Below are 13,548 nucleotides of genomic sequence, written 5' to 3' on the forward strand. Positions count from 1 at the left end.
TAAATAATGAATAACGTATTACGAGTAGCTTGTTCTGGTACAGGGTATTTTAGTCAGTTTCACTATGAAGCATGGGATCGGCTAGATAAGGTCGAACTGGTTGGTGTGTGTAATCGAGACATAGAGAACGCGAAGCTTTTCGCTCAAACATACAACATTGAACATTATTATCAAAATTTAGAGACGATGTTGCTTGAACTTAAGCCTGATTTTCTAGATGTTATTACTCCCCCCGTTACACATCTTAATGCGGTGACTACAGCAGCTAAACTAGGAATAGATGTATGTTGTCAAAAGCCATTTGGTGAGAATTTTGCACAGGCTCAGCAAATGGTAGAAATAGCTGAGAAGGCAGGGATTAAATTAGTTATTCACGAAAACTTTCGTTTTATGCCATGGATACGTCAAGCCAAAGAAGTGCTTGATAGTGGTATTTTAGGGGAAGTATTAAATGTTCAATTTAATCTTAGACCGGGCGACGGCCAAGGCAACGATGCTTATTTAGCACGTCAAGCTTATTTTCAAGATATGCCTAAGTTTTTGATCCACGAAACAGGCATACATATTGTTGATGTGTTCCGGTATTTTTTTGGTGAACCTTATTCTGTTTATGCTCAACTGCGTCGCTGTAACCCTGTCATAAAAGGGGAAGATGCAGGTACGGTTATTTTTCAATTCGCCCACAACTTACAAGCTATTTTAGATGGAAATAGGTTGTTAGATCATAGTAGTACGAATACACGCCGCACCATGGGGGAATGCCAATTTTCAGGAACACAAGGGACGTTAACTATAGATGGCGAAGGACAAATATGGCTTCGCAAAATAGGCGAGCAAATCAGCAATGAAATAGATTACGAATGGCAAGACGAAAATTTTGGTGGGGATTGTGTTTACCAAACAATAAAGCATATTGTGCAGCACTACCGTCAAGGTACTCCGTTGGAAAATCAAGGGTTTGAATATTTACATAATATTTTAGTTGAACAGGCTATTTACCGCTCTAATGAACAGCGCATGTGTATTGATTTAGATTTGCGGCCAAACATTGAGGTAACACCATGAATAGATTATCGATAAATGGTGTGACGTTTATAGGCTCTGAACTTGTACGGCCTGAATGTGTTCTCGCAACGAAAGCAGGTAATTTATATGTTTCTGATTTTCGTGGTGGCGTTACAAAAATATCGTCTGACGGACATACTCAATTTATGGGCGGTGAAGATGTAGAAGGTTTAGGTAAACTTAAACCCAACGGCATTTGTATGTTAGCCGACGGTAGCTTTTTGGTTGCTCATCTTGGCGATAATAGCGGGGGTATATACCGTGTTTATCGAGATAACAAGATAGAACCTTTTTTAACTGAAGTTGAGGAGCGCGCTCTACCTCCTACCAATTTTATTATGCTTGATCATCAAGAGCGTCTTTGGATTACTGTTAGTACACGTAAGTCTCCTAGATCTAAAGGATACAACCGTGATGTTGCCGACGGTTTCATCGCTTTGGTCGATGCAGATGGTGCACGAATTGTGGCTGATAACATTGGATACACCAATGAGGTCTATGTTACACCCGATGGTAAAATGCTTTATGCTAACGCGACGTTTGCACGACAAACATTGGCCTTTGATATTGACGAGCAAAATAATCTTTGTAATAGACGTATTGTTGCTCAGTATGAAAAAGGAATTTATCCTGATGGACTGACGATGGATGAAAATGGAGATCTTTGGATAACCAGTATTGTTAGTAATAGTATTTTAAAGGTTAATCCAAAAACATCTCAAGTAGACCTTGTTGTTCAAGATGTTGAAGAAAGCCATGTTGACTGGGTTGAAGATGCTTTTATCCGAGGAGAAATGAACAGTAGCCATCTTGGTACCGCAAAGAGCCGTGTCTTTAAGAATATTAGCTCGTTAGCATTTGGTGGTTTAAATCGACGTACTTTGTATCTTGGATGTTTGTCGGGAGAGTCAGTTGCTGTTTTAAATGGGACTGTGGCCGGAGTAGCTCCAAAGACATTGGAATTTTGACTCAGACACTGCGTAGTGAAATCTGGGAAGTCCAATAAAAAAGCCATAACATTGCAAGTTTATAGTAAACCTGCAATGAGTCATATATGTCTAAAAGAATTAATATGAATTATGGGTTTGTATTGAATTTAGTAAAAAATTGGTTAACTGTGTCGACGTCTGTGATACCTAAAATCGATATTACTTCTGATAGATCTGAAAAGTCAGCTCCACCGTAGTGAATACTGTCGTTCTGGTAACGTCCATTTACACCGTTATATTGATTACTAATGGCGTTAGCCATTGTCCATACTTTTGATGACGGTAGATTGGCCGCTTCAAGTTTCTTCACTGCGTAAGAGGTATTATTATAGCCAGGTGAACCATTTTCGGCTGCATTTCCATCAGGAATTTTTATATAAGTAGTTTTTTCTTTAACAAACGCTAGGGCATCTTTACTTGTTTCTTTTTCATTCCAAGTACTGTGTTGAACAACAACGAATTGCTCTTTAGTTAGTGGGTTGCCCATTTGAGCTAAGTGGTTAAGTAAGTCTTGAGTAAAATCACTTTGGCCCGCTTCCGCAGCCCATACACGTCCACCGGCTGAGACAGTTTTCTTAATTCGTTTTGACGTATCAGCAAGCGCCTTTTTACGTTCCATATGAGCATCAGTCCAATTGTTTTTGAACACTAAATCAAATAGCGAATTTGCAGGAACATATAAACCCCCTTGAACACCATAAGTACCACTTACTGCAAAATAGTTAAGATCTTTAAAAGATTTAGCTTTTAAAATAAGATCTAGTGCGGCAATGGTATGAATATCATCCACATCGGTTTTGAGGTCAAAGTTTAACAAAAGCAAATCTTTAGCTTTATCAAATTTTGGTGTATCTGCAGCATGGCCCAATAATGAGAATAAAACAGAGGTAGTAAAGAGAGTGAGTAAGTAAAGCTTCTTCATTTTTTAAATTCCTTGAGAAAATAGATTAGTTTTTTATTAAAGACATAACTTCATATTCATAGCTGAAAAGCCAATATGATTTTTTAGGACTGACTCACCCACCTACTTTACTATTGAAATTGCCTAATAACTCAGTTGAGTGTGTCGTTTTAATTTAAATATTATTAATGTATACATTAATAAGTTACCAGTAACATAGTTTTGGATCAACAGTTTATTTTTATAAGTGACTTACGGGCAGTATTTGTTGAGTAGATTGTTTGACGCGTTGTATTTTTCGAGAGGGAAATGTAGCTAATATAAACCACTTGAATTTGCTTAAAGTATCCTCGTTTAATCCGATTGACTCAGCGATAAGTAAACTATAAAAACTCCTAACCGTGTTGGTTATCAATGTTATGATTATTCATATTGTTCAAGTCATAGCTTTGTAATTACATCCCCGTATATTTGAATGCAACTAAATACCTATTCATTGGTTCCTGTATTATAGATTATCAAACCTATATTTTTCGATAATATTGAGTAAATTATTCTTACCTTTCTGGCGGTGTAAGCTATGTATTTCGCCTGCTTTTTTGGCATCTCCAAGACGAATAGCCGCAACTACGGCTTTATGGTCATCAGTAGAATCTGTCGGTTTATCACGCAGGGCAAGCGTAAAATAGCGAACTCGATGAGCCTGTCCCCAGAACTGAAGAACCACTTGTTTTAATCGAACGTTACCGCATAAATCTAAAAGGCACAGATGGAATTCTTCATCAGCTTCAGCCCATTCTTTTAAGTTGTCTTTCTCTAACGCTTTTTCCATTCGCAATGTGGGTAGTTCAAGCTGTTTAATCTCTTGCTCAGTAATTGTTTTGTTCGCTACCTTTTCAGCTAATGTTTTAGCTGCTTGGGCCTCCAGTGCTGTCATAATGTCATAAATTTCGTTCATGTCGGCGCCGGATATAGGCTTAATAAATATGCCTCTTCTAGGTCTGATATTTATTAAGCCTTCTTTTTCAAGTTGCACACATGCCTCGCGTATAGGGGTACGACTAATATTGAGTTTTTCTACTAATACTTTCTCAAGTATTTGATCACCCGCTCTGAACTCATTGTCCAAAATCAAAGCACGAATTGTTTGATAAGCTTTTTCAGAAAGAGGGACTACATTGGTTTTTATTGGTTTTTTCATATATGTCTTCTTTTACTTGATGTAGATAATTATTTTAATTAGATACGTGTTTTTCATGGTTTAATTCATCTTATCCTCATTAAAGCCTATATTACAAGCGCTTTGCATACTCACCTGTTTTGTTGAGTTAATTTGCATATTTAATCCTTATCGTGCCCTAATGTAAGGAGCTACATAGTACGTTTTTATTTTAAAAGATGTGTGATTTTTTATTACTTGAAATTACATCGTTAATTTTTAGCGTTGACATGTTAAGCATTCAATATTAATGTATGCATTAATTCGTTATAATGTATGCATTAATTGTGATGAATGCGCAGTGGTGTGGGAGCTCTTTCAATTAGCGTCACACATCATCTAATTTACAGTAAGAAGATCAAAAGGCTTAAAATATGAATCCACACAATAAGTTTAAAAAGACACTACTGACAAAGAGTATATCGCTGTTGTTGGGGTCAACAGTTATCATGCCCACCATTGCACAAGAATCTCCGGCTAATGATGATACAGAAATCATTGCAGTTACTGGTATTCGCGGTAGTTTACTTAACTCTATGAATCTAAAAAGAGACTCAGAAGGGGTAGTTGATGCTATTTCGTCCGAAGATATTGGTAAATTTCCCTCTACAAATTTAGCTGAATCATTACAACGTATTCCTGGTGTATCCATCGACCGAGTAAACGGAGAAGGTTCACAGATCACCGTACGTGGTTTTGGCGCCGACTTTAATCAGGTGACTCTTAATGGTCGTACCATGCCAACCGCGAATGTGCCAATTGTTGGGGCAGGTAGTAGTGGTAGTGCGTCGGGGGCTTCAGGTCGAGCTTTTGATTTTTCAAATTTATCCTCTGATGGGGTACAAATACTAGAAGTATTTAAAACTGGCCGTGCCGATATTTCTTCTGGTGGTATTGGGGCAACTGTCAATGTTGTAACACGACGTCCTTTAGGGACTTCGGGTATGCAAGGCTCAATAAGTGCCAAAGCAATACACGATACATCAGTGGATGGAGGAAGCAGTATTACTCCTGAAGTTGGTGGTTCTTTTAGTTGGGCAAATGAAGACAATACGTTTGGTATTGGATTTTTTGGTGGTATATCAAATCGAGATAGTGCCGCAGCAGGAGCTACATCTTCATCGTGGAATGTTATTCCATATTCTGAATTTTTAGGGCTAACTACCGAAGATACCATTATTACTAATGCACCGACTTCTTTAGATCAATACGTGACTTTACCAAGAGATAGTCGCTACCAGTTTTCTGAATTTGAACGCGAACGGAGTAATGGTCAATTAGTATTACAGTTTGCACCGAGCGAAAACTTGTCAATGACAGCAGATTATACTTTTGCTGTGAATAAAGGTGTGGAAGAAAAAGTAGAATTTTATAACTGGTTCAATCGTCCTTTCACTGAGGTGGTATTTGACGATAGTCCGGTTCCAAGCACTATTTTCATAAAAGAAAAAGCCATCAATAAAGGCGGCGGAATGCCTCAGGTTATGCGAGCAACAAAAGATGAGTTGAGTTCTTTTGGTTTTAACGCTGAATACTATTTAAATGATACACTTAAGATAACGTTTGATGGCCACTCTTCGAAGGCTGAAGTAACACCTGATGCACCAATGGGATACACTGAAATTAACGTTGGTTTAGATCATAAATACGGTAACTCATCGACAGATTCTGCATTTCAATCAGTTGATTATAGTGGTGCAATTCCTGTACGGACAGTCGAAACAATCTCAGGAGCGACAGTTATTCGTCCTGAAATCGTAGCAAGTCAAGTTGCTAGTGGTATGCGTAAGGTCACACAAATTAACGAAATTGATCAATACGATCTCCGTGCTGATTGGGTATTAGATGATGGAGCAAACCTCACGGTTGGTGCAAATTATCGTACTCAGAAGAATGTTGCTGACAGAACTGATTACCAACAAATTTTAGGGAACTGGGGATCTGAAAATCCTGGAGACGTAGAAGATTTAGCTCCTGGTTCCCTTGAAACTTTTTGTATATCTTGTAAATTCAATGATCACACAATAGGTGGTGGAACGACTTCTGTAGGTGGAGCAACTAACAACGAAGTTTACGCTGTTCGAGGAAATGCTGCGGATATTTTTGCTGCACTATCACCCGCCTTATGAAGCCGGATACTCAGGTGCATCTTCTAGACCTCTTCGCGTAACAGGTAGTGCTTATGATGTTATTGAAGAAGATGTTACCTCTATTTTTGTTCAGCTTACAAATGAATTTCAAATTGGTGGCTTAGACGCATATTTGAATGTAGGGCTTAGATATGAACAAACAGATGTTACTGCAATAACAGAATCATCTCCAACATCTGCCATTATTTGGCAAGGTGATAATGATTTTGCTAAGTCTGCGGCAGCATCGAGTTCTGGATTTTCTTCAGATTCCTCATACAGTAATTTATTACCAAACATTGATCTTGCGATTAACTTAACTGATGAGGTTAAAGTACGAGCGTCATACAGTAAAACACTTGCAAGAGCGACATATAACAATTTATACGCTAGTGATAATGCAAATGCTCCTTCAGGCCCAACGGCATTAGGTAACGTGGTAACTGGTAGTAAAGGTAATCCAGGGTTAAAACCGTTAGAATCAGATAACTATGATGTATCTGTAGAATGGTACTTCGATGAAACTAGTTATGTTTCAGCCGGCTTGTTTTCTAAACGTGTAAGTAATTTTGTTGGTCGTGAAACGGTAAATGGTAACTTGTTTGGTTTACGTGATGCTACGTCTGGTGCACCAGGTACTCGTTCAGGTATGGCTCTAGAAATACTCGACAACTTAGGCGTATTAGCAGATGAAATCAATTTATTTGCTGCAGCAGTATACGTTGACCAATCAGCAAATATGGCCGAAGCAATGGCGCTGTTTGTGGCTAATCAAGGTGCTGATGGAAATATAGAGGATGCTGAATATGATCGTCTCGAAGGTAGCTTTGAGATAGTACCAAACGGTGATGATCCATTATTCAACTTTGCTTTGAATCAACCTATCAATAACAATTCAGCTGAAATTAACGGGCTAGAACTTCAAGCACAGCACTTTTTTGGTGAGTCAGGATTTGGCGTTGTGGGTAGTTTTACCGTAGTCAACGGGGATGTTGGATACAATATATCTGGTGCTCCTAACGTATCACAATTTGCACTACAAGGCTTGAGTGATACTGCAAACGTTACCTTGATTTACGAAAAGAATGGTTGGTCAAGCCGCTTAGCTTATAACTGGAGGGATGAATTTCTTGCTTCAGCAAATGATGGCAGCGGATTTAACAACCCTATCTTTGTTGAAGACTATGGTCAGTTAGATTTCAACCTAAGTTATTCGTTTAGTGAGCAATTAGCAGTATCTTTTGATGCAATTAATTTAAATGAAGAAAGCTCTAGATCATTTTCTCGTTCGAAAACAGATTTGCATTTCATACGTGAAAATGCAGCGCGTTATTACCTAGGCGTAAGATACAAGTTTTAATAAAAGCTAAGTCAAACCGCTAGTAATAGCGGTTTGACTGTTTTATTTAAACGATGCACCTCATGCTTTTGAGTGCAATAAATATTATTTAAGTGTTTTATTTGATGTAATAAAAATAAATAGGTGTTAAATGTCGAATTATATAGCATTAGATTGTGTGGCTCATCAAAACCTAAAAGTACGTAATCAATACGGTGAAGTATTTGGGGGTAATAGCAATCATGCTCTGGTTTTTCCTACTGAATTTGAAGCTCTACACAGAGAATACCCGATTTTCTTCCGTCATAATGAAACTTCAGGTTATTATGCTATTTGTATTTTAGGGTTTGATAAAAATGAAAACCTTTTTTTAGAGAATGGTCATTGGGCAGCACGCTCTATCCCCGCTATGTGTATGCGAGGACCATTTGCAATACAACTCACCGATAACGAAAACTCTTTACAGACAGATGCTGATCCTATTGTAATGGTTGACCTAGATAATACACGTATAAATCCAGATATTGGAGAGTCAATATTTCAAGCTCATGGCGGATATACGCCCTATTTTAAGGAGATACTTCAAGCCATGCGTAAGATCCATGTAGGTAATCAAAGCACAGAGTCTTTTTTTGCCATTTTAGATAAATTTAAACTGATAGAGCCTATTGAAATAAAGGTAGATCTAGCAGAAAAAGGTACCTATAACATAGCCGATCTGTTCACAATAAGTCGTGAGCGCTTAGCAGCATTATCTTCTGATGAATTACATGAATTAAATAGTTTAGGATTACTTGAACATTGTTTTTCTGTGGTATCGTCTGCAGGCAACATGTCGCATCTAGTGAATATGAAAATGCGTTGTCTTGTATCGTCCGCATCATAGGTAATGATAATGAGATACAATAATAGCCTTCATACAATTAAAGCGTGCCAGTTCAATGAAATAGACTTTAACGCTCTGACTGAATTAGGCCGACCATGTTTAATAAAAGGCGCGATTGCTAACTCTCCTCTAGTACTTAAAGGCCGCCAATCATTAAGCTTGGCGCAAGAGTACTTACAGGCTTTTTATACGCAAAAGCCTATGTTGGTTTATCAATGCGAAGCTGAGGAAAAAGGTCGATTTTTCTATAACGCACAATTTGATGGGATGAACTTCACAACACACTTTGCGCAATTAACCGATTTTTTTAACGATATAGAACAGAATCAACAAACCCGTAGCGATAAGGCTTTTTATATCGGCTCAGCCAGACTGAATGACTATTTTCCCGAACTACTAAAGACTAATTTACCCATCGATAATAACAACCTTTCTGGGCATTCAGCTCAAGCCGGTATTTGGCTTGGTAATAAAACAACTGCTGTTACTCACTTTGATACTTCAAATAATATTGCTGCCTGTATGCTTGGTCGACGTAGATTTACTTTATTTCCACCATCTCAAAGTGGCAACTTATATCCAGGGCCTTTAGAACCTACACCCGGTGGACAAGTATTAAGTATGGTAGATATTTCAGCTCCTGACTTTAAACGCTATCCCAAAGCACGCGAGGCTCTTAAGCATGCAATCGTGGTAGATTTAGAGCCAGGTGACTTGTTAGTTTATCCTGCATTGTGGTGGCATCAAGTTGAAGCACTAGATGACTTTAACGTGATGATTAACTACTGGTGGAATAGTACACCTGCTTATGTTGATGACCCAATGACTACTTTATTACATGGTATGTTGAGTTTGCGAGATCGGCCACAAAGTGAAAAAGACGCATGGCAGGCGTTATTTCAATATTACATTTTTGAAGACAAGCAGCAGGCACGACAACATTTACCTCAGAATACATGGGGAGCTTTACGAGATTTAGATGAATTAAGTGCTCGGGTATTACGTAATAAAGTGTTAAAAAAGATCAATCGCTAGTATTAATTGGTAATAATGTAAGCGCTCTATATTTTTGGTTCGCAGATAGGAGTTTTAGATGCAAAAGGTACAAAAGGTGATTATCGCAGGTGGTGGTACCGCAGGATGGATAACCGCTGCTACATTATCGAGTCAATTGGGCAGCCTGATTGATATTACGCTTGTTGAATCTGCAGATATTGCAACCGTTGGCGTGGGTGAAGCAACGATACCCACGCACAAAGCCTATCATCGTCTTATTGGTGTAGACGAGCAAGAATTTATGCGAAAAACTCAGGCGACATTCAAATTAGGTATTGAATTTAGCAATTGGGGAGATATAGGTGAGAGCTACTTTCATGCCTTTGGTCAGATTGGTCGTTCCACTTGGATGGGGGACTTTCAACACCTTTGGCAACATGCAAATACACTAGGTTGTGGAGGCGAACTGCAAGATTATTGCGTCGAACTTAAAGCCGCTAAAGCAGGAAGATTTGGCAAAGACGATAAAGCCAACGTTAATTATGCCTATCATTTAGATGCAGGTTTATACGCCTCATTCTTAAGTGAATTGAGTCAACAGCGAGGTGTTAAGCGAGTAGAGGGGACGATTGAAAGCATAGAAATGGATAGTGAAAATGGACACATTAACAACCTTGTATTAAGTAATGGTACAAGTGTTAAAGGTGATTTATTTATAGATTGTACTGGCTTCAAAGGGCTACTCATCAACGAAACTTTGGGAGTAGGTTTTGAAGATTGGTCACATTGGTTACCTATGAACCGTGCTTGGGCTGTACAAACCGAAGGTAAACAGGACATTCCCCCATATACAAAATCGATTGCTCGTGATGCCAGTTGGCAATGGCGTATCCCGCTACAAAACAGAGTGGGCAATGGCTTGGTTTTTTGTAGTGACTATCTCTCTGAGCAAGATGCACTTCAGTTGCTGACTGAAAATCTTGAAGGGGATATGATCACGCAACCTCGTTTACTAAAATTTAAAACAGGTAAACGTAAAAAAGCATGGTTTAAGAATTGTGTGGCTATTGGGCTTTCTAGTGGATTTCTCGAACCACTTGAATCCACCAGTATTCATCTTAGTCAGATTGCAGCAACAAGATTAGTACAGATGTTTCCTTTTAATGGCATGGATGAAGCGCTACAAACACATTACAACACCTACGTTGATGGAGAGGTAAAGAGCATAAGAGATTTCATTATCTTGCATTATACCTTGAACAGACGGCCAGAGCCTTTTTGGCAACACGTTGCAACGATGGATATTCCGGATTCACTCCGACATAGGATGGAACTATACACAAAAACTTCAATAGCGTTTCAGAATGATGGCGATCTCTTTCGTGTTGATTCTTGGAATCAAGTCATGTTGGGACAGGGTATTAACGTTGAGGGCTATCATCAAATGGGTCGCTTAGTTAAAGATGATAACTTACGAAAAGCGTTTAACGAATTAAAGCATCATATCAATTCGACAGTTATTAGACGTCAACTAACTTGTCCGGTCGGCGTCAATTAACTTGGCGGTATTTGAGTTTATTTTCATTGCTTGTTTTTTACGGTAGCTTTCTCCTTGTATTTGGTAGATATCACTGTGATGTACAAGTCGGTCTATAGCTGCAACAGTCATCATGTTGTCACCGAATATACTATCCCACTCACTGAAAGCTTGATTTGATGTGATCAACATACTGCCTCGTTCATATCGATGAGCAATCAATTCAAATAATACCTGACTTTCACTATCATTCTTCTTCACATAGCCAATATCATCCAAGATCAATAGCTCATATTTATCGAGTTTTCTTAAGGCATCATTCAAACCTAGTGTTTCTTTAGCACGTTGTAATTCTTGTACTATCGTCGTGCTAGTACTGAACTTAACTCGCACCGACTTTTCCAGTAATGAGTAACCTATCGCACACGCTAAGTGAGTTTTCCCTAAGCCACTTGCCCCAAACAGTAATACATTATGACCTTGTCTAACCCAATCTATTTGATTCGTTTTTTGTTTGATTTGTAGCGATGTTACCCCTTCGATTTCGTCAAAATCATATTGATGAAGCTGCTTACCTACGGGTAATTTACTCTCTTTAAGAAGCCGCTTTAAGCGACTCTCATGGCGATGATTCGCTTCAAGTTCGCATAACTCAGCAAGAAACAACTCAGGCTCCCATTGCTCTGACACGGCCTTTTGAGCGATAACTTCCCATTCTTTGGCTATCGCACTTAAGCGCAGCTCTTTCAACAATATTGGTAAGCTTTGAATGTTAGCCATGCATACCTCCAAGCAAGCTATCATAATCACTTATGTGATGTTGATGGCTGACAATATTAGGTACTGTAACCATACTAGGGCCAAACAATTTACGACACATATCAATCGATATACGTTTGCCTTGCTCATGGTTTTTCAGTACATAGCGGCCAAGGGCGTCTTCGCAATGATAGTTATGAGCGAGTAATAATAGATCAACCATATATCGGCAGTCTTTGTCACTAACGTGCTGCGCGGTTAACTGCTGCCACAATAAACTGAAATCACCTTCTGGTATTAAGTCTTCTCGTAACTGTGAATATTTGAAGGCATTGGGCTTTTTCGCCAGTGAGTGGATCACATGTTTATAGTCTACCGCGCGTGCTCGGTGCCCTTGGGCATAAATTCTGGGCAGTGATAAAGTCTCTTCATGACCAAGAAATAAAGCGAGCCGGGTATCATAAATATGAACCAGTAAACGATGACCAATAAGCCTGGAAGGTACGGTATATGTCACTCGTTTGATGCTGATAGTGCTACTGGATGTGACCTTAACATATTGCTCACTAAAATCGTTAGTACGGCGTTTTGGTAGCGCGGTTAAGTGCTTGCGCTCCTCATCAAAGCGTGTTTTACATTGACGATTGATTTTGGCGACAATTAGATCTACAAACGATTGATACTCGGTAATTGTCGCGAAGTCACGACTACCGCGTAAACGCAATTGCTGATCTACTTTTTGTTTTAAATGGCTATGAGCCACTTCAATCGCACCATTTTCATGCGCCACACCTTTATTATTGCGAGTCGCTATAACGCCATAATGTTTGCATAGTTTTTGATAACGTTCGGTTAAGGTTTCTTGTTCATAATGGTTATTGAATGCGGCACTTAAGCTATCCGTTCGATGTGTCTGTGGTACGCCACCACTGCGCCAAAAAGCATTTTGTAAGCCTGTGGAAAGTGACTCAAAGCTTTCTCCACTAAAGACAACCTGAGCATACGACCAACCACTAAACACTAACTTGTAATGAAAAAGTTTATGCTCAAAGGCTTCACCGGCAATGCTAATATTGAGCTTATTCATCCAGGTGTAATCCGATATCCCCATAAATCCTGGCATATACTTTTGACGAAAGATGACTTCTTGATCTGGCCCTTCAGTGGCTAGCCATTTTTTGACTCGACGTTGCAACGTGCGTAAATGGTTACGGCCGAACTTACCCGGCATAACGTTATCTAGCTGATCTAATAACGTTACAGGTTGAAGCTTAGGATCTGCTTTAAGTAGTGGAATAAGATGTAGTTCAAAGGCACCATCAAGGGGATCTTTTCGGGTTCGATATGCTCTAGGTTGCTTTGTTGTTGAATGTTGCCCTGTATCAATGCGACTGGCTGTGCGCTCTGACATCCCCGCTTGGGCGGCAGCTGTTGTTTGTTTATGGTCCTTACGATAAGACATATATAAATTAACCTGTTGTTTGGTTATGGGTTTTCCAGACATATCTTTCTCTGTTGAATTTGATATATCTGAAGTGTACCAAAACCAGACAAGCTAATTGTCGTGAACCGGCCAAGCTAATTGTCGCCTAATAGACAGTGGAAGGTTTGCCGATGCACGCTGACTTTTTGCGTCAATATAGTGTACTTAGTAATAAGTAATTTACTATCCACTTCAAATCAATACTTTTGTTTTTATGGGAAAGTTAATTTAAGTGTTAACTCACC

Annotated in this window: 11 protein-coding genes; 7 read left to right on the plus strand and 4 right to left on the minus strand. The window is 39.0% G+C overall.

Annotated features, from left to right (window positions below):
* Positions 1 to 6 precede the first annotated feature (6 nt).
* Positions 7 to 1,065: a Gfo/Idh/MocA family protein gene (locus L3081_RS04230; protein WP_242283716.1), complete on the plus strand. Its 1,059-nt coding sequence runs from the start codon at positions 7 to 9 to the stop codon at positions 1,063 to 1,065.
* On the plus strand, positions 1,062 to 2,033 hold the full coding sequence (locus tag L3081_RS04235; protein WP_242283718.1) for an SMP-30/gluconolactonase/LRE family protein: 972 nt from the start codon (positions 1,062 to 1,064) through the stop codon (positions 2,031 to 2,033). Before L3081_RS04230 ends, L3081_RS04235 begins: the two co-directional genes overlap by 4 nt.
* 109 nt (positions 2,034 to 2,142) lie before the next feature.
* Here L3081_RS04235 and L3081_RS04240 read toward each other — a convergent pair whose 3' ends face one another.
* Together L3081_RS04240 and L3081_RS04245 are read right to left on the minus strand one after the other, a co-directional pair.
* Entirely contained in the window at positions 2,143 to 2,976 is an 834-nt protein-coding gene (locus L3081_RS04240) for a hypothetical protein (protein WP_242283720.1), read from the minus strand.
* A gap of 487 nt (positions 2,977 to 3,463) precedes the next feature.
* Complete coding sequence (locus tag L3081_RS04245) at positions 3,464 to 4,156, minus strand: GntR family transcriptional regulator (protein WP_242283722.1); 693 nt, start codon at positions 4,154 to 4,156, stop codon at positions 3,464 to 3,466.
* 392 nt (positions 4,157 to 4,548) lie between these two features.
* Here L3081_RS04245 and L3081_RS04250 point away from each other — a divergent pair, with 392 nt between their 5' ends.
* From L3081_RS04250 to L3081_RS04270, 5 genes are all read left to right on the plus strand, one after another.
* Entirely contained in the window at positions 4,549 to 6,303 is a 1,755-nt protein-coding gene (locus L3081_RS04250; RefSeq protein WP_242283724.1) for a TonB-dependent receptor plug domain-containing protein, read from the plus strand.
* Positions 6,278 to 7,663 carry a TonB-dependent receptor domain-containing protein gene (locus tag L3081_RS04255; RefSeq protein ID WP_242283726.1) on the plus strand — a complete coding sequence of 462 codons (1,386 nt, stop codon included), beginning with the start codon at positions 6,278 to 6,280 and terminating at the stop codon, positions 7,661 to 7,663. Before L3081_RS04250 ends, L3081_RS04255 begins: the two co-directional genes overlap by 26 nt.
* Positions 7,664 to 7,793: 130 nt before the next feature.
* On the plus strand, positions 7,794 to 8,528 hold the full coding sequence (locus L3081_RS04260; protein ID WP_242283728.1) for a SapC family protein: 735 nt from the start codon (positions 7,794 to 7,796) through the stop codon (positions 8,526 to 8,528).
* Positions 8,529 to 8,537: 9 nt separating this feature from the next.
* Complete coding sequence (locus tag L3081_RS04265; RefSeq protein WP_242283729.1) at positions 8,538 to 9,563, plus strand: cupin-like domain-containing protein; 1,026 nt, start codon at positions 8,538 to 8,540, stop codon at positions 9,561 to 9,563.
* 58 nt (positions 9,564 to 9,621) lie between these two features.
* Positions 9,622 to 11,082 (plus strand): tryptophan halogenase family protein, encoded by a 1,461-nt coding sequence (locus L3081_RS04270; protein ID WP_242283731.1) that lies wholly within the window; start codon positions 9,622 to 9,624, stop codon positions 11,080 to 11,082.
* Here L3081_RS04270 and istB read toward each other — a convergent pair.
* Both istB and istA read right to left on the minus strand, forming a co-directional pair.
* Positions 11,056 to 11,841, minus strand: coding sequence for an IS21-like element helper ATPase IstB (gene istB, locus L3081_RS04275; protein WP_242283027.1), 786 nt, complete (start codon positions 11,839 to 11,841; stop codon positions 11,056 to 11,058). The two genes, L3081_RS04270 and istB, sit on opposite strands and share 27 nt — an antisense overlap.
* Entirely contained in the window at positions 11,834 to 13,324 is a 1,491-nt protein-coding gene (gene istA, locus L3081_RS04280; protein WP_242283473.1) for an IS21 family transposase, read from the minus strand. The genes istB and istA overlap by 8 nt, the downstream gene beginning before the upstream one ends.
* Between the last annotated feature and the right edge of the window lie 224 nt (positions 13,325 to 13,548).

It is taken from the genome of Colwellia maritima, from assembly GCF_022669015.1.
In the GTDB taxonomy this organism is placed as follows: Bacteria; Pseudomonadota; Gammaproteobacteria; order Enterobacterales; family Alteromonadaceae; genus Colwellia; species Colwellia maritima.

Bases quoted from the DNA above. Each gene is read 5' to 3' on its own strand.
- L3081_RS04230 (WP_242283716.1), top strand. From the start codon at position 7: ATGAATAACGTATTACGAGTAGCTTGTTCTGGTACAGGGTATTTTAGT.
- L3081_RS04235 (WP_242283718.1), top strand. From the start codon at position 1,062: ATGAATAGATTATCGATAAATGGTGTGACGTTTATAGGCTCTGAACTT.
- L3081_RS04240 (WP_242283720.1), bottom strand. From the start codon at position 2,976: ATGAAGAAGCTTTACTTACTCACTCTCTTTACTACCTCTGTTTTATTC.
- L3081_RS04245 (WP_242283722.1), bottom strand. From the start codon at position 4,156: ATGAAAAAACCAATAAAAACCAATGTAGTCCCTCTTTCTGAAAAAGCT.
- L3081_RS04250 (WP_242283724.1), top strand. From the start codon at position 4,549: ATGAATCCACACAATAAGTTTAAAAAGACACTACTGACAAAGAGTATA.
- L3081_RS04260 (WP_242283728.1), top strand. From the start codon at position 7,794: ATGTCGAATTATATAGCATTAGATTGTGTGGCTCATCAAAACCTAAAA.
- L3081_RS04265 (WP_242283729.1), top strand. From the start codon at position 8,538: ATGAGATACAATAATAGCCTTCATACAATTAAAGCGTGCCAGTTCAAT.
- L3081_RS04270 (WP_242283731.1), top strand. From the start codon at position 9,622: ATGCAAAAGGTACAAAAGGTGATTATCGCAGGTGGTGGTACCGCAGGA.
- istB (WP_242283027.1), bottom strand. From the start codon at position 11,841: ATGGCTAACATTCAAAGCTTACCAATATTGTTGAAAGAGCTGCGCTTA.
- istA (WP_242283473.1), bottom strand. From the start codon at position 13,324: ATGTCTGGAAAACCCATAACCAAACAACAGGTTAATTTATATATGTCT.